Origin of the sequence: Embleya sp. AB8, assembly GCF_049739465.1 — a bacterium.
Classification (GTDB): domain Bacteria; phylum Actinomycetota; class Actinomycetes; order Streptomycetales; family Streptomycetaceae; genus Embleya.
This window is the reverse complement of sequence record NZ_JBMHHY010000019.1, coordinates 71,425-93,035: the sequence shown is the minus strand read 5'-3', so window position 1 is coordinate 93,035 and position 21,611 is coordinate 71,425. Positions and strand designations below refer to the sequence as shown.

Here is a 21,611-nt window from a genome sequence, read left to right as displayed (position 1 = left end):
CCTCGTTGGTGAAGCGGGGCGAGCACACGGCGGCGTGGGACCCGCGCCGCATCCCGCATCACCACCACGGGCATCGCGTTCTGTAGTTGAATGAACCCGTTCGCTTGTCGTCTCGGGTGAGGACTCGATGGTGCGCAGGATCGCGATCGTGGGCGCGGGGCAGGCGGGCCTGCATCTGGCGCTGGGTCTGCAGGCGAGCGGCTACCAGGTGACGCTGGTCGCGGCGCGAACTCCGGACGAGGTCCGCGCGGGCCGTGTGTTGTCGACGCAGGCGATGTTCGGCCCGGCTCGCCGGATCGAGCGGGACGCGGGGCTGAACCTGTGGGAGGACGCCGCACCGCTGGTCGACACGATGCGATTCACCCTCGTCGACCCGGCCGGCACCCCCGCCCTGGAGTTCTCGGCTGTGTTGGACGACGGCCAACAGTCGGTGGACCAGCGGGTGAAGACGGCCGGTTGGCTGGAACTGTACGAGCAGCGCGGCGGCACGGTGCTCTACCGCACCGCCGACCGTGCCGAGGTCGCGCGGCTCGCCGACACCCACGACCTCACCGTCATCGCCACCGGACGCGGCGACCCGGCCGCCCTGTTCACACCCGACCCGTCCCGCACCCGGTTCGACCGGCCGCAGCGCACCCTGGCATGCGTCTACCTGCACGGCGTCGACCAGGGCGATCACCCCGGGGCGGTCCGCGTCTACGCCATCGCCGGCGGCGGCGAACTGTTCCTGCAACCCGCCCTCACCCTGTCCGGGCCGTGCACCATCCTGCTCTGGGAGGCCCACCCGGGCGGCCCGACCGACCGGTTCGCCGACCGACCCGACCCCGACACCATGCTCCGCCGCTCCCTCGACCTGATCCGCCACCACGTGCCGTGGGAATACGACCTGTGTGCCCGCGCCGAACCCACCGACCCGGCAAGCACCCTCTACGGCGCGGTCACCCCCGTCGTTCGCCACCCCGTCGCCGGTACCGTCCCCGGCCGACACGTGCTCGGCATGGCCGACGTCACCGTCCTCAACGACCCCGTCACCGGACAAGGGGCCAACAACGCGGCCCGCTGCGCCGCGGTGTACCTGCGGGCGATCCGCGACCGCGGCGACGCCCCGTTCGACACCGTGTGGATGCACGACACGCACGCCACGTTCTGGGAACACGCCTGCCACAGCGTCGACTTCACCGCGCTGATGCTCGCCGCCCCGCCCGCCGACCACGTACAACAGGTCCTGGCCGCAGCCGCCGCCCACCCGCGCGTGGCGGACCGCTTCGCCTACGGCTATGCCGACCCCGCCGACCTGCGCGACTGGCTGCTCGACGCGGACCTCACCCGCGACTACCTGACCGCGGTCGCCGCCGCACCCTAGTTTCGTGCCCGGCCTCGCCTCTGCGGCTGGTATCAGGTGGTACCTTGGCGCCATGGCCAAGACCCAGGTGAACGTGCGGATGACCGACGAGACCGCCGAGATGGCGCGTCAGGCGGCCGAGACCCGGCACATGCCGCTCAACGATTACATCGAACAGCTCGTGCGACGCGACAACGACGGGGTGCGCGAGCGGTTTCTGGAGGGCGCCCGCGAGGTGATCGTCGGTTACGGCGACCTCATCGAGGAACTGGCTGCCCCCCGGTGACCCGACCCGATGTGAACGTCGACCTGGCCTGGATCCTCGAGGTCGCCCGCGAGGCGGGGGAGAACGACCCGGCCCCCGAGGACTACGGTCTGCCCATCGCCGCCGTCGCCCGGCACCAGGCGGTCCTGGCCGGACAGGACGTCTACACCGGCCCGTTCGTCCGCGCGGCCGCCCTGTGCCAACTCCTGGGCCGCGTCGTCTGGTTGGAACGCTCCAATATGACGGTCGCGGTCGCGGTCGCGCACGGATACCTCACCGCGTGCGGGATCACCACCAAACTCGGCCGCGCCGAAATCACCGCCCTGGTCACCGAACTACGCAAGGACACCTGCACCGTTCCCGACATCGCCGCCGTCCTCAGAACCTGGACCGGCTGAACCACGGCAGGCGGCCGGGCGAGCACGCAGGACGCGAGCCGGAACCCACGCAGGACCCGAGTGCCGGAGTGTCCTTGGCGGCCGGTAGGAAGAGACCATGTTCAGTAGTGACGATGTCGGGGCCGTCGCCCGACAGATGACGAACGCCTTCGTCGGGACCTGGACCGCGGAGGACATGCGCGATCTGGTCGACCGGCTGGGCTGGGAGTGGGCCGGGGAGTCGGATGGCCATGTTCGGGTGGTGACCGGGCTTCCGGGTGGGGATGCGGTGCTCGTGCCCGTTGGTGCGAGGGCTCGTGCGTGGGCTCCGCTGCAGGACTACTTGGAGCTGGTGGTCCCGGTGAGCCGGCCGGCTCCCGAACCGCGGCTGCAGGCGGAGGAGTTCGGGCGGATCGCGGACGCGGTGCGCAAAGTGCACGGGAACGCGACGTACGTCGGGGCCCACGGGCTGAGCGGCCCGTCCGGATTGCGTCTGGATCCCACCTGGGGCAGGCCGTTCCTGCGCCGGCGCCGGGATCGAGTGACGCTGGAACTGCGGGCCGGGGCGGCCGGGCCCGAACTCGTCCTGCAGGCCGGCCAGGTGTGGGAGTCCTGGTACGCGCGGTCCGGACAAGGGTTCGTCGGGACCCTGGAGGACTCCGGGCGACCGCTGGACCACCCTCGCCGGGAGAATGCCGACAGCTGGGACGGCCTCGGCAGTGCTCTGGGCGCATTCCTGCGAACGCTTCCCGCCGAGACCCTGGCTACCGGCATGACGCAGAACATTCCCCGGTACGGGCGGCTCGCCGGCGGCAAGGGGCCGCTGCTGTTCGGCATCGTGTGCGAGGGCCATCTGTATGTCTCGTACACCGAGTACCTCGTCGGCGAGGCGGCCCGCGGAGCGAACGCCCGCGCCCTCGGCTGGACTCCCGTCGAGTCGCTGCCACCGGAGCACCCACAGCGCCGGCTCTTCGGGGATTCCCCGTGGGTCCTCGACGCCGGCGGTCCCGGAGAGGTGAAGCCCACCGAGATCGCGGCGCTGATCGTCCGCACCGCCCGTGCCGCCGGGGTCGAGTCCCCCGGCGGGCTGATGATCGGCGGCGAGGCGAGGTACCGAGGGCCGTATCGGGTCCGGTTCCCCGGTCTCCCGATGCCCGAATGTTGACCGCGCCGGTCCCGGCGGACGCGAGGCACGTCAACAGGGGACCGGGCCGGCGGCGATCGCCGTGCAGGTGTGCCGGGCCCGGCCTCCGAACCGACGACGGCTCCGGCCTCCTGCACCGCGGTGCAGCGCGGGATCGTCCGGGCTGGCGAGTGACCGCGGTCGGGGTGCCGCAGGCGGCGGTCACTGCGGGGTGAGTCGTTCCGGCAGCGCGGCCCTCGCCTGGGCGGTCTCCGCTGGGCAGTTCCCCGGCTACACCCAGCCGCGCCGCGCCGCCTGTACCCCGGCCTGGAAGCGGTTCTCCGCGCCCAACTCGTCGAGGAGCACCCGCATTCGCCGGCGCAGGCTCCGGGTGCTGGTGCCCAGTTGCCGGGCGATCGTCTCGTCCTTGAGTCCGGACAGCAGCAGGTTCAGGATCCGCCGGTCCTCCGCGTCGAGTGGGTCGCACTCCTGGGGGCCGGCGGCGGTGAGTGGGACGGCTTGGGTCCACAGTCGTTCGAACAGGGTGACCAGGGCGTCGACGAGGGTGGTGCCCCGGATGACCACGCTGCGGGTGATGGGCGAGTCGAGGTACAGGGGCAGCAGGGCGATCCGGCGGTCGGCGACGGACATCTTCAACGGGACGCCGGCGAGGACCCGGGCCTCTTCGCCGGCCTGCGACAGGCCGGTCACGTCGTCCAGGTTGCCGGGTATCTCGAACGACTCGGGGGCGTAGATCGTGCGGTAGCGGACCCCGCGGCCCAGGAGGGTGTGTTGGAGCGGGTTGCCGTGGGCAAGGACGTACGGCGGCCGGTCCAGGCTCATGATCTCCTCGGTGGCCTCCTGCTGGAGCCGGGCGAACCACCGGCCGAGTTCGTCGGCGCTGGTCAACAATTCGACGCCCTCGCCGGGGCGGGCGGTCTCGCCGAGCGCGCGGTAGACGGCCTCGAGTTCGGCGGCCGTCTCGGTGACCCTGCCGAGGTCGGCGTGGGCGTTGCGGACCAGGGCGGCGAGGGCGGCGGTCGGGCTGACGGCCGCCCACCGGGTGGGGCGGCCCGAGAGTCGGCTGACCAGACCGTGGCCGCGCAGCCGGGCGAGGGCCGAATGCAGCCGCTCGGTGCCCCAGCCGGTGCGCTCCGCCAAGTCGCGCACGGTGACCGGCGGTCCGGCCAGAACGGTGCGGTAGACCCGCTCGTCGAAGGGCGCGACCCCGACGGCACCGAACACGAGTTCGTCATCTTCCATGGCGAGCGAGCATGGCCGATTCCGGCGCCGGCCGCAATCGGCCACCGGCCACACCTGGCCAACCGTCGGGATGCGCGACTACAAAGAGCACACCACCGGCCCCATGGGAGACCGAATGTTCAACGCACAGCATTCACGGTCGGGTTCAGCGAAGCTGTCCCGGCGCCGACTATTCCTGATCGCCGCGGTGGCCTTCGGCACCGTGTTCGGCACGTTCGGCGCGGCGCCCGCCGGAGCGGAACCAGCGGCCCCCGCCGACCCGCCGACGACCCTGGCCACCCGAGGCAACGAGTGGCGGCAGGTCGGCCCGAACGGCAGCGGCGGCAAACTGGCATTCACCCCCGCCCGGCCCGAACGGGCCTACGTACAGACCCCGATCGGCAACGTCGTCTTCCGATCCGACGATCGGGGCACCACCTGGCAGCAGAGCAACGAACTGCCCGTGAACGCCACGGACGCCGGCGGCGTCGCGGCCAGCCCGCGCCAGGCCGACGTAGTGTTCGCCGGCGGTCAGGAGAAGGACCACTGGCGCGGGTACGTGCTGCGCAGTACCGACGCCGGAAAAACGTTCACTCAGGTGCTGGACACCCCTGGCCGAGTCAGCGGCGTCGTGTTCGACCCGAGCGGCGCGCGGCTGTACGCCGCGGCTGCCGACGGCGTGCACATCACCACCGATCACGGCAACACCTGGCGGCTGCTGGCCGGTTCCCCCGCCGACGCGCGGAACCCGAAGTTCGCCGGCGCCGACCTGTACTTCACGTCCGGCGCCGATGTCTGGGTGCTCCGCCAGGGTGCGCGGACCCCGGTGAAGCTGTCCCGCCCCGGCTCGACCGGCGCGGGTGTCGATCAGTTCACCGGCACCGGCGGCACCCTGGTCGCCAGGGGTGACCTGGCGGTTGCGCAGGTCTCCACCGACCGGGGCGCGCACTGGCGGGCGCTGCGCGGGCCGTGGGGCACCGACGTGGTGGTCCTGGCCGCGCTCGTGGACGGTTCGGGCCGGCTGCACATCCAGGTCAACCAGTCCACCGGCGAGATGCAGCAATGGGGCAGCCGCGACAACGGCCGCACCTGGCACGCCGAGGCGGGCCTGGCCCGCATCGACCTGTACGAGAACACCGGCACCTTCCCCGGACGGCCCGGCACGGACGTGATCTCGGCCGGTGCGGGCATCTACACCACCGACGACCACCAGTCCTTCCGCCGGATCGGGGTGCCCGGCGCCGAAGTGTTGTCGCTGGCCGTCGCCCGGGGCACCTCGGGCCCGGCGATCGTCGCGGGCACCATGACCGGCAGCTACCAGTCGACCGCGCCACTGAAGAACCGGCTGCCGCGCGGATACCAGGAATGGGGTTTCTCCGGCACCGCGCCGCACACCTTCGGCAACCGGGTCGACGGCCTGGCCACCGATCCGTCGAACCCTTCGACGGTGTACCGGGTACGCAACACCTGCAACTCCGAACAACCCTGCTTCTACCTGGAGAAGTCGACCGACGCGGGCCTGCGGTGGACCACCATCCAGACCGCCGTGCCGGGCAAGGCACTCGGCATCGTGGTCAGCCCCAGTGACCCGAAGCGGCTGTATGTCGCCACCCACTCGCCGTCGGCCGTATACACCAGCAACGACGGCGGCGAGTCCCTCGTCCAGAACGGACACGACGACCTGAACGGCTTCACCAGCGTCGCCGTCGACCCGGTCAACCCCGACAGCGCCTGGCTCGGCGGCCCGGACGGGCTGTTCCGCACCACCGACGGCGGCGTCACCCTGCGCAAGGTCCTCGACGGCTGGGTGAGCGCGATCGCGCTGAACCCGAAGACCCCGGGCCACGCGATCGTCGCCGCCAAGGACGCGATCTACGTGAGCACCGACAACGGGGAGCACCTGACGAAGGTGGCCACCGACCTGACCGGCTACCTGAGTTCGCTGGCCTTCACCCCGGACGGCTCGACGGTGTTCGCGGGCTCGCACGAATACGTCACCCCGGCGCTCGGGGTGCTCCGCAGCACCGACGGCGGCCGGACCTGGGGCTCGATCACCAGGAACCTGCCGGAGCCGTCGGTGTCGTCGCTGACCGTGTCGGCCGACGGCCGGTGGCTGTTCGCTGGGACGACCTACGGGAGCGTGCACCGACTGGCGGTGTGACCACACACCAGGCGCGCCGCCCCGGTCCGAACACCCGGACAGGGGCGGCGTCGTGGGCGGGCGACCGCGGCCCGGCGCGGCTGCGCGCCACCGCGCGGACCGGGTGAGGGCGGCGGCCGGCGGTGTCTCGAGGTCCCCGCACACGCCACGGGCCGAGGGGATTCGTACCCAGTCGAGGCTCGGGCGGGGTGGGGCCAGGCCCACCGGGCCCCGGGGCGCAGCGCCATCGTCGCGCCGTCGAATCCGCGACACGCTGGACGCGCAGCCCACGAAACGGAGTGTCGTCATGAAGAAACCCACGCGCCGGGCCGTCCTGCGCGGCGGCGCGCTCGCCGCGGTCGTCCTCGGCGCACCCGGCCCGGCGTTCGCCGCCGGACCCGCGCCGCAGGCCGATCCCGACACCGTCGACCGCCGCCGATTCCCGTTCCTGGAGGGCGCGTTCACCCCTCAGCGGGAGGAGGTCACCGCCTTCGACCTACCCGTCACCGGTCGTCTGCCGCGCGCGCTCGACGGCCGCTATCTGCGTAACGGCCCCAACGTTCTGGGCCTCGACGATCCCAGGGCGCAGCACTGGATGTTGGGCGCGGGAATGGTCCACGGGGTCCGGCTGCGCGACGGTCGCGCCGAGTGGTACCGCAGCCGCTGGGTCCGTTCCGCCGATGTCGCGGCCAAGCTCGGCGAACGATACCGAGGTCCCCAACCGCCCCCCGCCGAGGACTTCGCGGGCAACACCCACGTGATCGGGCACCGCGGACGTGTGCTGGCGCTCCAGGAGGGCGGGCCGCTGCCCTACGAACTCGACGGCGACCTGAACACCGTCGGGCCGTGCGACTTCGACCGTACCCTCGACGGATCCTTCGCGGCACACCCCAAGTTCGACCCGTACACCGGCGAACTCCACGCGGTCACCTACGCCATCGAGTGGGACCATGTGCGCCACATCGTGCTGGACCGGGCCGGACACGTGGCCCGAACCACGCGCATCCCCGTGGCGGATTCGCCGATGATGCACGACTTCGGCCTCACCGAGAAGTACGTCGTCCTCTTCGACAACCCCATCACCTTCGATCCCGAGGCCGCCCGTGCCGGGGCCCTCGTGCCCTACGCCTGGAACGATCGACACCCCGCCCGGGTCGGCCTGTTGCCACGGGCCGGCGGCCCGACCACATGGTTCGACATCCCGCCGTTCTACTTCTCGCACACGCTCAACGCCTACGACGACGGCGGGCGCGTCGTCGTCGACTTCACGAGCATGCCCGCGCCCTTCGAGGTCGCCGGCCGCGGCCTCGGCGGTCCGGCCGCGGCCGGACCACCCTCGCTCCATCGCTGGACGATCGACCCCGTGCGCGGCGTCGTGCGGACCGAGCGAGTCGACGATCGCCCGCAGGAGTTCCCCCGGATCAACGACGCATACGCCGGGAGGCGTCACCGATACGGCTACACCGCGGCGTCCGTCGACCTGTTCCGCGCCTACGGGCCGACGGTGGGCGAGACCGGTGTCCGAGCGGGCAACGCGCTCGTCAAGCACGACCTGCTGCGCGGTACGACACAGGTGCACCGACTCCCGCGCGGCGCCGACGCGAGCGAGCCGGTGTTCGTCCCGGCCGAGCCGGGCGCGGGCGTCGGTCCGGCGACACCCGCGCACGCGCGACCCGCCGAGGACGACGGCTACGTCCTCGCGTACGTGAACCGTCCCGAACGCGACGGCACCGACCTCGTCGTCCTGTCCGCGCAGGATTTCACCGGTGAGCCAATCGCCCGCGTGCACCTCCCCGTCCGGGTGCCGCTCGGCTTCCACGGCAGTTGGATACCGACCGAGTGAACCGGGCGGACACGAGGCTCGGGCGATTCCGCAGTCGCGGGAGATCGTGTCGCGAGCCCCGAGCCGGTGCAGCGATTCCGCGCTGCCGTCGGCGTCGGCGGCCGAGGCCACGCCACGGCACGCACCGAGCCGCCACCCGACCCGACCGGCCGTGACCGGATCGGTCCGCATCCGGACCCGATGCGGCCTGTCGCCGCCCCGGCCGTGCCGGTCAGGCTTGGGGGCATGACCCGAGCACTGATCGTCGTCGATGTCCAGGAATCCTTCCGTGCCCGCCCGCTGTGGGAGACCATCTCCGACCCGAGGATCGCCGACCGAGTGGACCGACTGGTCCGGCTCGCCCGTCGGGCCGGGGACCTGGTGGTGTGGGTGCTGCACTCCGAGCCCGGCAGCGGCGATGTCTTCGACCCCGCCCTCGGCCAGGTCCGGGTGCTGGAGGAACTGCGGTGCGAGGACGGGGAACCGCTGATCCACAAGAGCTCGCACAACGCCTTCACCACCACCAACCTGCAGCAACTCCTCACCGAGCGCGGCGTCCGCGAACTCACCGTCTGTGGCATCCGCACCGAGCAGTGTGTGGAGACCACCACCCGCGTCGCGAGCGACCTCGGCTACTCGGTCACCCTCGTCATCGACGCCACCGCGACCAACCCCATCCCGCACCGGGACGCGCCCGCCGACCGCAGTGTCGCCGAACTGCTGGCCGACCCCCGCACCCTGGGCACCGAGGAGATCATCCGGCGCACCGAGTACGCGCTCGCCGGCCGCTTCGCCACGATCACCACCGTCGACGAACTGGAAGCCGCGGCCGCGTCCGGGGCATGATGACCGGATCGTGAACCACATCGTCTTCTTCCTCGTGCCCGGAGTCCATCTCCTCGATCTGGCCGGCCCCGCGCAGGCCTTCTCGACGGCCGCGGACTTCGGGCACCCGGCCACGCTCAGTTACATCGCCGAGCGGACCCAGGTCCCCACCGCCCAGGGACTGCCGCTGGTGGCCCGACTGGACTGGCCCGAGCTCGGCCCCGAGGACCTGATCGTGGTGCCCGGCTGGCAGGCACCCACCCTGGCCGCCGGCCCCGCCATCGGTGCGGCCTCCCTGCAGGCCCTTCGAGACCACCATGCCAGGGGCGGCACCGTGGCCAGCGTCTGCGCCGGGGCCGAGGCCCTCGGCCGGGCCGGCCTGCTCGACGGCCGCCGCTGTACCACCCATCACGACCTGCAGGACGAACTCGCCCGACGCCATCCCAGGGCGATCGTGGTCCGCGACGTCCTGTTCACCACCGACGACCGGGTGGTCACCTCGGCCGGCATCGCCAGCGGCATCGACCTGGCCTTGCATCTGATCGCCACCCGGCACGGCCCGGCCGTCGCCGCCCGAGTGGCCCGGGACATGGTCGTCTACGCACGACGCAACGGCGACGAACCGCAGACCAGCGCGATGTTGCGGCACCGCTCCCATCTCGACGAGACCGTACATCGCGCCCAGAACCTCATCGACGCCCACTTCGACCGATCGCTGACCCTGCCCACCCTGGCCGCGGCCGTGGGCGTCAGCGAACGCACCCTCACTCGCCTGTTCAGCCGTGCCACCGGCGGCCTCACCCCGCTGCGCTACCAGCAGACACTCCGCCTCGAACGTGCCCAACACCTGATCGGCCACGGCGCGACGGTCGACGCCGCCGCCCGCTCGGTCGGCTTCGAGGACCCACGCATGTTGCGCCGCCTGCGCGCTCGCGCGACCTGACCGGTCGAGGACGCGGGACCACGTCCCGCACCGATGCCGTTTGTCGCCGCTGTGGCTCGGGCAGGCACGCAGGTGCCGACCGGCTGTGCAGCGCAGCCGGCGGGTCGAAGTGGGGGATGGCGTGGGCAAGTTACCCGGGGCAGGTTCGGTATCCGTGTCGGATGTGCTGATGCACGATGTGTTGTTCGCGTCCGGGATCCCGGTGGACGTCGGATCGCCCCAGCCGGTCGCGGTGTTCCGCAACCCGGCCCGGGGGCGGGCATGGGATCGGCTGGAGGCGTTGGTGATCGGCGCCGCGGATCCGGTACGCAAGGTCCGTCACGTGGTCCGCGACCCCGAGGCGGCGCACGGCTGGTCGGTGTCGGAGGTGACGTTCGGCCTGGACGCGGCGCCCGTCGAGATCGTCGCCTGCGTCTGGGACTCGACGGTGTGGTGCCTCATGCTCACCGACCGGGGGAAGGCATACCGGTCCCGACTCCAACCGGACGGGACCTGGCATCGGGCCCAGCCGCTGGGGCCGGGCGTCTTCGCGTCGCTGGAGACATCGTTCGACGGCCGGACGCGGCCGTTCGTCTACGCACGCACCCGCGCCGACGCGGCCAACGTCGTGTGCTTCACCGCGCCGACGTGGCAGGCCAGGTCGGTCGAAATGCCGAACGAGCGCCTGGTGTCGGGGACCCGCAAGTCCGGGGGAGCACGAGAGTACCTGTTCGGCGCCGCCATGGTAGGCGAGAGCAACGTCGTCGACCTGGGCGTGGTGGGGCCGCGCGCCGAAGACTCGCACGTGTACCGGGTCGCGTCCCAGCCGGGCAAGCGTCCGCGCCAGGTCGTGGAGCTGTCCTGCAACGACGACGGCGACCAGGCCACGGTGCTGGTGCTCAACACGGACGGCTCCTTCTCCACCGGCACGTTCGGGTCCGCCTGGGCCACTCGTCCCCTGGAGCCCGCGGGGATTCCCGGCCTGCCGGCCGACGTCACGTTCACGCGGGTGCTCTCGTACCTCAGCCGCGAGGGGACCTCCGCCAAACCCCTGCTGTTCCGTGATCTGTACGCCGTGGACAACCACCATCGACTGTGGGTGATCCGCCGCGCCCGAGACGGGTCGGACGCCTGGCACACTCCCGCGCCGATCGACGACAACGTCGGCGGGATCGCGGCCACGGGCGGATACCTGGGTGAGACCGCGCTGTTCTCCTACGCACCCGACGGCGGACACCTGCGCCTGGACATCCGGGACGGGCGGACCGGTCACTGGCGCGGCGTGCACGTCCTGCCGCCGAACGACGGGCGGAAACTGTACGAGGGCGCCTTCCACCGCGTGGAGGCGCTGGTGTGCGATGCCGCCGGGGTGCCGCTGCCCCTGCACCCGGTCACCCTTGCCGCGCACGGAGCCTCGACGGACTGCGAGGTGTTCTGGAACGACCCGAGGCACCACGGACCGCCGCTCATGCACACCATCGGCGCCGCGCCCACCGCGCTGATCACCGACGCCGAGGGGCGGGTGACGCTGACGCTGCGGGCGGACACCCTCGCGGCACCCGAACTGCTGCTCAAAGCGGACGACTTCGCCTGCCGAATACGACCGGGCGCGAAAGTGCTGGCCTACCTCAACGGCACCGGCACGCTGCGCGAGAGCGACCCCCGGGGGCCGCTCACCCACTTCGACCGCAAAGGCGTGGCCCTCGCCGCGGCCGGGTTCGTCACCCCCGGCACCGGCAGCGCTGCGCTCGCGCGGTGCGCCGCCACGGTCGGCGAGATCGCCGCCCACGGTCTCGCCACATCACCGAAACCGGCCGCACCGCACCGGGCCCCGGCCGACATCGTCGCGTATTCGGGACTCCTGGAGGGACTCGGCCATCTGGCCGGAGACCTGTGGCAGGGGGTCAAGCACGGCCTGGTCCAGGTCGGCAAAGTGTTCAAGGAAGGTAAGGACTGGGTCTGTCGGGAACTGACCGTGCTGGGCCGCGAACTGGACCACGACGCCCGTTTGGTGGTCGAGGGCGTCGAGACCGCGACGCATGCGATCGTCTCCGTACTGCACCGGATCGGGGCCGAAGCCACCAAGATCATGCACTGGCTCACCGCGCTCTTCCACTTCAAGGACATCTGGGAGACCAAGATGGCCGTGGAGGAGGCATTCCGTCGGGCCGGCACGATCCTCGGCAAGACGATCACCTCCGTCAAGGACGACGCCGACCAATGGCTGGCGAAGCAGGAGAACGAGCTTGCCGGCGCCTTGGACAAGCTCAAGGCGGAACTGACGGGAGTCACGATCAACGGCACGAGATCCGGTCTCGCGTCGTCCCACCCGGGTCTCACGCAGGCGGGCTCCGACCCACAGTCGCGGTGGTTCACCGGCAAGGTCCACAACGCCGGTGCCCCCGATCTGCCCGCGCTCTCCGGTGGCAGTGCCGACCTCGTCGGCATGGTGGCGGGGATCGCGACAAGATTTCAGGAGGAGACAAGCCGGTTGTTCGAGCTCCTGGAGCCGTTGCTGCGCGCTCCGGGCGGCTTGGCCGCGATGGACCTCGCGGACCTCGTCGAGCGGCTCAAGGCCTTCGTGATCGCCCTGATCCGGCTTGTCAGGACAGTGGCCGTCGACATTCTCACGCTGTTGGAGAGCGGGCTCGGGGAGCTCACCTCGACCACGTCCGAGCCGCTGGACTGGGGCCCGCTCGCCGCCCTGTGGGCGTGGATGGCCAAGGCCGCGGGACACGAACACGACACCAGGCTCAGCTTCGGCGGCGTGCTGGCCCTGCTGATCGCCTTCCCCGCCACGATCGGCTACAAGATCGTGACCGGCCGATCCGATGCGCGCCTGTTCCCCGATGGCAGGCTTCCGGGGCAGTCGGAGCCCGCTTCCCCCGCCCACGTTGCCGCTGCCGAGCACGCCACCCCGTACGTCGGGGCAACCCCGCCCGCCGCGGCCAAGTACTGCAATGGCGCAGCCGGCTTCGCCACCATCGTCCAGGCTATCCCACTGGCCTGGCTCGACGTCCTCGATCCGCAGGATCCGAATCCGGTCACCAAGTGGCTGCCCACGGGCGTCTCCTTCATCGGTCTGGTCATCGCCGGCCTCACCGCCGTCGGATCATTGCCCGACGCCACCGGCTTGAACGCCCTGAAGACGGACATGCTGCTCGATGCCGGGCTTGTCGCGGGACCGGTCTGCACGGCCCTCGGATACCTCGCCACCATTTGCGCGACCTTCGTCCCGGGTGCCCTGTGGGGCACGATCGCCCCGCTCTTCGTCACGTTCTCCGGCGTCTGCGCCCTGGCCTGGGTCAGCTGGGCGGTCGCCCGGAAGAACGTCTCCGGAGGATTGCCGATCGCCGGCGCGTTCGTCGGTACCCTGCCGCCGCTGTTCGGATTCCTGAGTCTGCCCGCGCTCGCCGACACCGAGTGGGTGCGCGCCGTGCACGCAGCCATCGATTACCTCGGTAACGGGTCGTGCGGCGGCATCACCATGGTCGACGCGCTTTCCCCCAAGACGATCGCCTGACGGGTCCGGCACGGCTCACCTACGGAACACACGCCGCGACGACCTCCAACCGGCCGTCGATGCCCGGTCCTTCGCAGATGAGGCAGTCGCCGAAGGACCGGCCGCACTGGTCCACATTTCGGACTCTTCCTCGAGATGCCCCGGTTGCCCCGAGCGCCGTGCATTACGTTGGGTATCCCGTGATTCACAGTGGGCGAGATGTCGGTGCATGAACCGGCCTGTACGGAGGTAGGAATCTCGGCTGATCCGCCGGATCGGAGGCGCCGGGGCCGGTGGGGTGACCCGAGGGAGAGGGTTGGGCGATGGCGTTGATCATCGGCGGGGAGTGTGCCGGTCGTGGTTGGGGGGCCGGGTGAACGCGCCGGATCCGCACGGGAGTACGAGTGTTCCGGTGCAGGAGACCGAGCGGTTCGTCGCGGCCTCCGCCGTGCTGACCGGGTTTGCCCCCGCCGAACTGGCGGCGACCGGCATGGCCGGGATCTACCGGGAGTTCGTGATCCGGCGGGTGGAACCGCCCCTCTATTCAAGGATGATGGACAGGCTGGCCGGGGTGGACGTCGAGGTGCACACGGCGTTGGCCGATGACGTGGCGTTGGGCGAACTCGCGCGGGCCGTGTGCCGCCTGTGGTACCTGGGGGAGTGGCCGGCGTCGGCCAACGACGGTGGCGCGTTGCCGCACCTGGTGTCGGGACGGGCCTATGCGGGCGGGTTGGTCTGGCGCTGTCTCGGTGGCCATGTTCCCGGGGTGGGCCGGCCCGGCTACGGCACCTGGGCCGATGCTCCGGCCGGCGACAGGGCAGCGGGTGGCGGCCGTTGACCCGCGGCGGCGAGGACTTCGACGTGATCGTGGTCGGCGCGGGTGTCGCGGGATCGCTGGTGGCGCGCCGGCTCGGGGATCTCGGCCGGCGTGTCCTGGTCCTGGAGGCGGGCGTGGGCGACGGCGACGGCCCGGGTGCGACGAAGGCGGTGGACGCGGCACGGTTCCGGTCCGCACCGATGAAGGTCCCCAGCGCGGCGATCGCGGACAATCCTCTGGTGTCGTCGCCCGACGTACCGGATCTGGCCGGCCGGACCGGTGGCGGATACCGGACCGACGGATACTTCATCCAGGACGGCCGATTGCCGTACGCGAGCGGCTATCTCCGGGTGAACGGCGGCACCGGCACCGCGTGGACGGGACTGACCCCGCGGATGCATCCGGAGGACTTCCACACCACGACCTTCGGGTACGGCCGTGATTGGCCCATCGGCTACCCGGACCTGGAGCGGCATTACCGAGCCGCGGAGCACGAGTTGGGCGTCGCGGGTGACCCGGCGGAACAGCGCGACCTCGTCGGTCTGCCACTCGCGGACGGCTACGCCTTCCCACACCGCCCGTTCCCCGCGAGCCACCTGGACCGGCTGCTGGCCGAACGGCTCGACGGACGCAAGGTCACGGATCCCTCGTCCCCCCGCCCGGTCGAACTGCGCGTCGTCGGCACGCCGCAGGCGCGCAACAGCGCGGACACCGAGGAGCACGGCCCCGTCTGCCAGGGCAGCGCCAGCTGTATTCCGGTCTGCCCCACGGGGGCGAAGTACACCCCGCTGCGGACGCAACAACGCTGGGGGCCGAGCGTCACCCTGCGCACCCGCGCGGTGGTCGGCCGGCTGTGGGCGGACCCGGCCGGCCGGATCGGCGCGGTCGAGTACCAGCGCTACGACGACCCCGCCCGACCCGGTTCCCGCACCCGGCACGTGGCGCGGGGCTCCGTGGTCGTGCTGGCCGCGCACGCGATCGAGAACGCCCGACTCCTGCTCGCCTCCGGCCTGGCCAACTCCAGTGACCAGGTGGGTCGCAATCTGATGGACCACCCCGTCCTGCTCACCTGGGGCCTGATGCGAGAGCGGACCGGCCCCTACCGGGGACCCGGTTCGACATCCGGCCTGGAGGGATTTCGCTTCGGTCCCGCCCGGGCCGCCCGCGCCCCGTTCCGCATCGAGATCGGCAACTGGGGTTGGACCTGGGCCGTCGGCCCGCCCGGCCACGAGGTCGCCACCCTCCTGCGCCAGGGGAATCCGACGGCCACGGGAGGGGACAAAAACGGTCGGGGGTTGTTCGGCGCGCAGTTGCGACAGGCCGTCGGAGACCGGATCGCACGGCAGTTCGCGCTGCAGTTCGAGATGGAACAGAGCGCCGATCCGGCCAACCGCGTGACGCTCGACCCCCACCGCCGTGACCCGCTGGGCAACCCGCGCCCGGTGCTGACCTACGACCTGTCCGAGCATGTGAAGAGGGGCATCGTCGCGGCCAAGGCGGTGTCCGACGCAATCTTCGCGCTCCTGGGGGCGGAGGATCACAGCCGGTACGAACCCGGGCCGGCGGAGCCCGGGTGGTTCGAGTACGGCGGCCGACCCTACGCCTATCGCGGCGCGGGCCACGGCGCGGGCACCCACATCATGGGCGAACGCCCCGCCGACTCCGTCGTCGACTCCTGGCAACGCTCCTGGGACCACCCCAACCTCTACGTGGTGGGCTGCGGCAGCATGCCCTCCCTCGGCACGTCCAACCCGACGCTCACCATGGCCGCGATCACGCTCCGCAGCGCCGAACAGATCCATCGCGACCTGTCCGCACCGTGCGTCACGATCCGCCCGCCGGCCCCCGGGAACGCTCCCGACCAGGCCACTCCCCAGGAGGCAGACACCCCATGACCGGCGATCTCACCCTGCCCCCCGTCGCCGCCCCTTACCAACTGCCCTTCCACTACGGGGCCCTGCACAACATCGGCCTCGACTACCTGGTCGATCCGGTACCGGTGCGCAAGGCACTGACCGAACACCATCCGGACCTGACCGCCGCCGACTTCGCCGGCCGGGCCTGCGTCACCCTCAACTACCAGCTGTACTTCGCCCAGTATCCGAACGGAGGCGGCGTCACCCAGGAGATCGAGTACAGCATCGTCGCCCACCCCACCGCGGGCGCCGATCGCCTCGCCCGCCTGTCGTACGAGCAGTACGCCCACGGCCACGACCAGACCAAGCTGCTCGGCATCGCCCGACTCCATGTGCTGTGCGACAACCCGTTGGCCATCGAGGCCGGCACGAAGCTCTACGGCGAACCGAAGTACCCGGCCTGGTTCGAGACGACCCTTCCCTCCCTCAACGGCCCGGCGGGCGACACCTGGACCGTCGCGTGCAAGCGGGCCACGCCGGCCCCCTCCGGCGCGGCCGTCGACCGCGAGGATCGCACCCTCTTCTCCTTCTCGGCCGACCTGACCGGGCTGACCCGGATCCCCGTCAACAACACACCCATCACCGGCTACGGCACCGACCCGGCCGGTCGGCCACTGGCCGGTCCCATGAACGTCTACCACCCCTACCAGTACGTTTCGCTGACCGGCGCGGCGGAGCGGGTGGCACTCACCGTCCACGACCCGACCTCCCCGGTCGGCGCCGCCCTGATCACCCTCGTCGGCAACACCCCAGCCGCCGGGGCCTGGACATACCAGTCGGCCCCCGTCGCCGCCCACAACCGCCCCTACTACGTCCCACGCTCGGGCTGACCAGCGCCGCGGCCGGCCAGGCCGCGTGTCCCGATTGCGCGGGCGGCAAGTCGCCGTCGCACGCCGGCTCCGGGGTCGGTGACGTCGGCCCCGGTCGGTGTCGGAGTTGGTGGCTTCGCCCCTGGTCGGAAGGTCACCATCACCTACTCCTCGGTGGGCCCGTCGCGGAACGTGCGGGTCACCGCCGTCCGCTCGCCGGGTCGGTCCGGCCCGCCCCAGGGCAGGGCGCGTGTGGTGTCGACCGGGGTGTACGCCTGGTTGCCGTAGGCGCAGTCGGCGGCCACCGCCCGGAACACGAACCCCGTGTCGTGGGCCCACACCACCAACTCCACTCCGATCCGCGGCTTGGTAGGGAAGCCCGCGTCGTTCCTGCCCTTCGGGAAGTGCCGGGCCGGGGTGTACGGACTACGTGCAGGCCGGGTGCGACGGTGCCGGGCAAGGTCTCGCCCGCGCTGCGCGCCGGCCGGATCGGGCGTGGCAACGGGTGGTGAATCCCCGATCCGATCCGCCGAGTTCGCCGGTCGGCAGCGGCTACGGCAGGGCCGGGGCGAGGGGGATGTGGGCGTTGGTGGTGAAGAGTTGTTGGCCCGGGGTGAGCGGGCTGGCGGGGATGGCCGTGGTGATGGCCCGGGTGGCCTCGGGGGCCAGGTTGCTGGGGACGTTGTCGGCGCCGATGCCGTCGGTCGGGGACAGTTTCACCGTGGAGGCCGGCGAGGAGAGCGTCGGCATGGTGCGGCCCAGGTGCTCCGTCGTGGCGCGGACATCCGTGTCGCCGAGGATCAGGGAGGCCACCAGGTGGGTGAACTCCGCCCGTTGGTTCCCCTTCCGCAGCGCGAACCCGCCCTCGGAGACGGCGCCCAGGCCGGAGAGGTCACTCTCGAGTCGGCCGCCGTCGAGGGTCCAGTGCAGACACCTGTGGCCGTCGGTCGTGGTCAGGGTGACCGGGGCGACGGCTTCGAGTTCCATCCCGGCGTCCGCGAGTTGCCGGGTGGCCGCGTCGGTGAGGCACATCGTGTACGGCGAGCCCGTACGCAGCGGCAGGTCGACCGCCGACGACGGCCTGTCGGACGGTGGGGCGAGGGCCGCGGTCGAGGGCGCGACGACGGCGGTACACAGGGCGGCGAGGACCAGGGCGCGCAGGACGGGGACCTTCACGAGCGAACACTCCCGAGGTGAGACGGCGCCGGCGACGATGGGAGCCCACCGGACGGTGACACGGACATCGGCCCAACTCCACGACCAACCAGGGCGTTACGCCCGACGCGGCAACTCCACCTACTCGGACCAGCTTTCCCCTACCACGCCGGCGGGACCGCCTGCCCGGTGACCCGGTGACCCGGTGACCCGGTGGGCGGCGGGCGGCGGGCGGCCTGACCGTGCTTCTCGGCGGTCGACAGGCCGCGCTCGCATGCGTTCCCTCGCCGCGGACCGGGCGTCCGAGGGTGTGCGGGGCAACACGATCTGCCCCGCCTGGATCGACACCGACATCAACCGCGCTTACACCGCCGATCCCGCCCGGTGCCGGGGACACCGGCGTGGCCGTCCCGCCGAGGGGCTGGGCGCCACCCGCCGATGTGCCGGGCATGGCCTTTGTGGCCGGCCTCGGACGCCTCCCGATTCGTCACCGGCGCGGTGATCCCCCCGACGGAGGGGCGTCCGTTGGACCACCGGCGTACCCGCGCGCCGAACTCGACCCGCGCGCGTGAGCGGCGTGTCGGCGTCGGCCCGGCCGGCGACCGTGGCGGCTGCTCGCGCCCATCCGGGTCCTCGATCGGCGGTACCGGGGTCGAGTCAGACCCGATCGGCGACGATGAGCAGGTATTGGAGGCTCCGGTCCCGGTATGCGGTCAGGAACGCCTTCTCGATGCCGGTCGCCAGGTGCGACTTGGCGCGCAGCTCCCAGTAGGGGATGGCCGCGTCCGTCAGATCGATCACCGTGGCGGGTACCAGTCGATTGGCGGCCATCGCCGCGAAGTAGGCGCGTCGGGAGTGGATTTCGCAGATGTAGTGGGCGTTGATGGTGCTGACCTCCCTGGAGGAGAGGCCGTAGACGTCGTTGCGGCAGCCGGTGACGCACACGTAGCGGCCACCGTGCGACAGCAGGCGCGCGTACTCGGCGAAGAGCACCGAGAGTTCGACGTACATCGTGCTCTCGTTGTTCCAGATGGCTCGGAAGGATCCCGATGCGAAGCCGGTGTCCAGCATGTTCTTGAGGTGGAAGACGACCTTGTCCGCCACGCCGCGCTCGGCCGCCCGGGCGGCGGCGAATGCCACCTGGGCCTCGGAGATGGTGATGCCGGCCACGTGACATCCGAAACGATCGTGCGCGACGAGGCTGCCGCCGCCGCGCCCGCAACCGGAGTCGAGGATCCGGTCGTTGGGGCCGATCGGTCCGAGGTGTTCGACGAGGAGGTCGGCCTGAGCGCATTCCAGACGGTGCAGCTCCCCGACGACGCGCCGCTCGCGGACGTCGTCGGGGCCGTCGAGGACGTCCCAGTCGACCTCGCCGATGCCGAAGTGATGATGATGGATCCCGTCCACCTCGCCGAGGAGGCGGTTGACGGGGGATCGTTCCCGGTTCCAGTAGGCCGCGACCGACGTCTGGTACGGGTCGATCACGGCCGCCGGCGGGGTCGGCTCGGAGGTGGGGGTCACGATGTTCCATTTCGGGTCGGGTGTGGCAGTGCGAGTCGACCGGTTGGAACGCGGCCGTTCGAGGCGGGGCGTTTGTCCCGGAACCGTGCGGTGTACAGGATGGGCAGCCCGATTCTCCGTCGTCGGCCACGCGCCGCCCACCCTTCGGAGCTTGTCGTGAAGACCTCTTTCGTCCGCCTGTGCGCGCTCGTCACCGTGGCGCCGGCCCTGCTCGTGTCCCAGTCCGCAACGTCGGACGCGGTGCCGCCGCGAGGGACCGTGCCCGCGGTGTCGCTGCCGCTACGGACCGGCACGCCCTGGACGTTGTGTCTGACCGACGCCTCGCAGCGTGCGTTGTCCGACGCGGGCATGGAACTACAGGCCGTGGCACCGGTCGTCCTGGTCACCGAGAACGGGCACCGATGTCTGCGCTGGACGGTGGACGGCGGCGGGGTCGACAACGAGCTGTCGGCCGCCACGATGGACGCCGCGGGCGGATTCGCCCTGGTTCGCGGAGACCGGCGTGCGGAGTTCACCGACCTGCACGGTACCTACACGATCGGCGACGATCGGGCCCATGCCTCGACGGTGCACCACGGGGACCGGATCGACACCCTCACCACCCCCGGCAACGACGTCGTCATTTCCGCGTCCGGCGTCGACATCCACGACGCCCCCAGTCTCCTCACCCAGGCCGCAGCCGCCGCCGTCACCGCCGACATCCCGAACAGCCCCCTACGCCTCGACGACCATCTCTTCGACGTCGACTTGCGCGTCGGCGTCCTGCCCGCCGCGGTCCCGGTCTCCCCCCGCGTAGTGGCGGGCCGCGAACGGACCTGACGGAGTACCGAGACGTGCTCGCCGAGCCCCCGCCTCCTGGCGGCTGATCGCGCCCGTTCTCGTTCGCGGTCCTCGCACCCGCCCTGGAACACGATCACCCCCCACCGAACCACCGCCCCCACCCCCTTCCTGACCACGCCCCGGCCGACACCACACTCGACGTCACACGGGCCGAGGGGACACGACACGGCACCGGCCCGACCGCGGGGGAGCGGACGGGCCACCACAAGAAACCCCGAAACCACCCCACACCCGGACGCGTTCGTCAAACACCCCCACCCCCGGCGCGACCACGCCCGCGAGGCCGACCACGTCCAGGCCTCGCCGCCCGAGCCCGCCGCCCACGCCTGCACCGGCCGACTCCCGGCCCGGGGCCCGCCGCGGCCCGGCGACGGCACCTCCCGGACCTCGCCCGTGAACATCCGAACTCGTAGGGGGAGTCCCGGTGTTCGGCCGGCCGATCCGCGGCGTCCCGGGGGTCGACGGCGGTCGTGGCCGCCCACCCGACCGACCGCGCCCGGCCCGGCTGGGTGGGGCGGTCAGTCGGCGGACGCCTCCCGGATGTAGGCCTCGTACTCCCCGACCGTGAGCAGGCCCGTCATCTTGTCGCCCTTGGCGAAGGTGACCTCGATCATCCATCCGTCGCCGTAGGGGTCGGTGTTCACGTTCTCCGGCGAGTCGTCGAGCTCCTTGTTGACGGCGGTGATCGTGCCGGTCAGCGGCATGTAGATCTCGCTCACCGCCTTGACGGACTCCAGGGTGCCGAATGGCTCGTTCAGCTCGAGCCGGTCGTTTACCGACCGCAGTTCCACGAAGACGACGTCGCCGAGCTGTTTCTGCGCGAAGTCCGTGATCCCGACCGCCACTCGCTCGCCGCCGAGGGATCGTACCCACTCGTGATCCTTGGTGTACTTGAGGTCCTGGGGATTCATGGGTGCTCCTCCGAGAGATCGTGGCCGAGGTTCGTCACCTGTCGGCAACCGTCGCCGAGCCTGCTACAAAGATCCCGGTTTC

The 21,611-nt window shown here is 71.5% G+C and carries 17 protein-coding genes and 1 pseudogene; 13 read left to right on the top strand and 5 right to left on the bottom strand.

Annotated elements, in window-relative coordinates; genetic code table 11:
* Positions 1-127 precede the first annotated feature (127 nt).
* The 4 genes from ABIA38_RS27535 (at position 128) to ABIA38_RS27520 (ending at position 3,149) form a co-directional block, all read left to right on the top strand.
* Positions 128-1,363 carry a styrene monooxygenase/indole monooxygenase family protein gene (locus ABIA38_RS27535; protein WP_424641538.1) on the top strand — a complete coding sequence of 412 codons (1,236 nt, stop codon included), beginning with the start codon at positions 128-130 and terminating at the stop codon, positions 1,361-1,363.
* Positions 1,364-1,415: 52 nt separating this feature from the next.
* Positions 1,416-1,628 (top strand): hypothetical protein, encoded by a 213-nt coding sequence (locus ABIA38_RS27530; RefSeq protein WP_424641537.1) that lies wholly within the window; start codon positions 1,416-1,418, stop codon positions 1,626-1,628.
* Entirely contained in the window at positions 1,625-2,005 is a 381-nt protein-coding gene (locus ABIA38_RS27525) for a fic family toxin-antitoxin system, toxin component (protein WP_424641536.1), read from the top strand. Before ABIA38_RS27530 ends, ABIA38_RS27525 begins: the two co-directional genes overlap by 4 nt.
* Positions 2,006-2,102: 97 nt before the next feature.
* The gene (locus ABIA38_RS27520; RefSeq protein WP_424641535.1) at positions 2,103-3,149 is read left to right on the top strand and encodes a hypothetical protein; all 1,047 of its coding nucleotides are present in this window, start codon (positions 2,103-2,105) and stop codon (positions 3,147-3,149) included.
* Between the two features lie 249 nt (positions 3,150-3,398).
* Here ABIA38_RS27520 and ABIA38_RS27515 read toward each other — a convergent pair whose 3' ends face one another.
* Positions 3,399-4,370 (bottom strand): helix-turn-helix domain-containing protein, encoded by a 972-nt coding sequence (locus ABIA38_RS27515; RefSeq protein WP_424641534.1) that lies wholly within the window; start codon positions 4,368-4,370, stop codon positions 3,399-3,401.
* Positions 4,371-4,485: 115 nt separating this feature from the next.
* Between ABIA38_RS27515 and ABIA38_RS27510 the strand changes: the two genes are divergently transcribed.
* From ABIA38_RS27510 to ABIA38_RS27475, 8 genes are all read left to right on the top strand, one after another.
* A complete protein-coding gene (locus ABIA38_RS27510) occupies positions 4,486-6,510 on the top strand; it encodes a WD40/YVTN/BNR-like repeat-containing protein (protein WP_424641533.1) in 2,025 nt (674 codons plus the stop codon).
* Positions 6,511-6,796: 286 nt separating this feature from the next.
* Positions 6,797-8,332: a carotenoid oxygenase family protein gene (locus ABIA38_RS27505; protein ID WP_424641532.1), complete on the top strand. Its 1,536-nt coding sequence runs from the start codon at positions 6,797-6,799 to the stop codon at positions 8,330-8,332.
* A gap of 225 nt (positions 8,333-8,557) precedes the next feature.
* Entirely contained in the window at positions 8,558-9,157 is a 600-nt protein-coding gene (locus ABIA38_RS27500; protein WP_424641531.1) for a cysteine hydrolase family protein, read from the top strand.
* Between the two features lie 10 nt (positions 9,158-9,167).
* Positions 9,168-10,079, top strand: a complete 912-nt coding sequence (locus tag ABIA38_RS27495; RefSeq protein ID WP_424641530.1) for a GlxA family transcriptional regulator — start codon at positions 9,168-9,170, stop codon at positions 10,077-10,079.
* A gap of 154 nt (positions 10,080-10,233) precedes the next feature.
* Positions 10,234-13,581: a hypothetical protein gene (locus tag ABIA38_RS27490; RefSeq protein ID WP_424641529.1), complete on the top strand. Its 3,348-nt coding sequence runs from the start codon at positions 10,234-10,236 to the stop codon at positions 13,579-13,581.
* 391 nt (positions 13,582-13,972) lie between these two features.
* Complete coding sequence (locus tag ABIA38_RS27485; protein WP_424641528.1) at positions 13,973-14,398, top strand: hypothetical protein; 426 nt, start codon at positions 13,973-13,975, stop codon at positions 14,396-14,398.
* Positions 14,395-16,272: a GMC family oxidoreductase gene (locus ABIA38_RS27480; RefSeq protein WP_424641527.1), complete on the top strand. Its 1,878-nt coding sequence runs from the start codon at positions 14,395-14,397 to the stop codon at positions 16,270-16,272. The genes ABIA38_RS27485 and ABIA38_RS27480 overlap by 4 nt, the downstream gene beginning before the upstream one ends.
* The gene (locus ABIA38_RS27475; RefSeq protein WP_424641526.1) at positions 16,269-17,123 is read left to right on the top strand and encodes a hypothetical protein; all 855 of its coding nucleotides are present in this window, start codon (positions 16,269-16,271) and stop codon (positions 17,121-17,123) included. Before ABIA38_RS27480 ends, ABIA38_RS27475 begins: the two co-directional genes overlap by 4 nt.
* Before the next feature lie 149 nt (positions 17,124-17,272).
* Here the strand turns inward: ABIA38_RS27475 and ABIA38_RS27470 are convergent.
* The 3 genes and pseudogenes from ABIA38_RS27470 to ABIA38_RS27460 form a co-directional block, all read right to left on the bottom strand.
* A pseudogene (locus tag ABIA38_RS27470) lies at positions 17,273-17,527 on the bottom strand (IS701 family transposase); the annotation flags it as partial.
* Positions 17,528-17,654: 127 nt separating this feature from the next.
* The gene (locus tag ABIA38_RS27465; RefSeq protein ID WP_424641525.1) at positions 17,655-18,278 is read right to left on the bottom strand and encodes a hypothetical protein; all 624 of its coding nucleotides are present in this window, start codon (positions 18,276-18,278) and stop codon (positions 17,655-17,657) included.
* A gap of 636 nt (positions 18,279-18,914) precedes the next feature.
* Complete coding sequence (locus ABIA38_RS27460; protein WP_424641524.1) at positions 18,915-19,778, bottom strand: geranyl diphosphate 2-C-methyltransferase; 864 nt, start codon at positions 19,776-19,778, stop codon at positions 18,915-18,917.
* Positions 19,779-19,934: 156 nt separating this feature from the next.
* Here ABIA38_RS27460 and ABIA38_RS27455 point away from each other — a divergent pair, with 156 nt between their 5' ends.
* A complete protein-coding gene (locus ABIA38_RS27455) occupies positions 19,935-20,597 on the top strand; it encodes a hypothetical protein (protein ID WP_424641523.1) in 663 nt (220 codons plus the stop codon).
* 539 nt (positions 20,598-21,136) lie between these two features.
* Here the strand turns inward: ABIA38_RS27455 and gcvH are convergent.
* On the bottom strand, positions 21,137-21,529 hold the full coding sequence (gene gcvH, locus ABIA38_RS27450) for a glycine cleavage system protein GcvH (protein ID WP_424641522.1): 393 nt from the start codon (positions 21,527-21,529) through the stop codon (positions 21,137-21,139).
* Positions 21,530-21,611 lie beyond the last annotated feature (82 nt).

Excerpts from the sequence above, each read along its gene's own strand:
- ABIA38_RS27510 (WP_424641533.1), top strand. The coding sequence starts at position 4,486 with ATGTTCAACGCACAGCATTCACGGTCGGGTTCAGCGAAGCTGTCCCGG.
- ABIA38_RS27475 (WP_424641526.1), top strand. The coding sequence starts at position 16,269 with ATGACCGGCGATCTCACCCTGCCCCCCGTCGCCGCCCCTTACCAACTG.
- ABIA38_RS27500 (WP_424641531.1), top strand. The coding sequence starts at position 8,558 with ATGACCCGAGCACTGATCGTCGTCGATGTCCAGGAATCCTTCCGTGCC.
- ABIA38_RS27520 (WP_424641535.1), top strand. The coding sequence starts at position 2,103 with ATGTTCAGTAGTGACGATGTCGGGGCCGTCGCCCGACAGATGACGAAC.
- ABIA38_RS27530 (WP_424641537.1), top strand. The coding sequence starts at position 1,416 with ATGGCCAAGACCCAGGTGAACGTGCGGATGACCGACGAGACCGCCGAG.
- ABIA38_RS27535 (WP_424641538.1), top strand. The coding sequence starts at position 128 with ATGGTGCGCAGGATCGCGATCGTGGGCGCGGGGCAGGCGGGCCTGCAT.
- ABIA38_RS27505 (WP_424641532.1), top strand. The coding sequence starts at position 6,797 with ATGAAGAAACCCACGCGCCGGGCCGTCCTGCGCGGCGGCGCGCTCGCC.
- gcvH (WP_424641522.1), bottom strand. The coding sequence starts at position 21,529 with ATGAATCCCCAGGACCTCAAGTACACCAAGGATCACGAGTGGGTACGA.
- ABIA38_RS27515 (WP_424641534.1), bottom strand. The coding sequence starts at position 4,370 with ATGGAAGATGACGAACTCGTGTTCGGTGCCGTCGGGGTCGCGCCCTTC.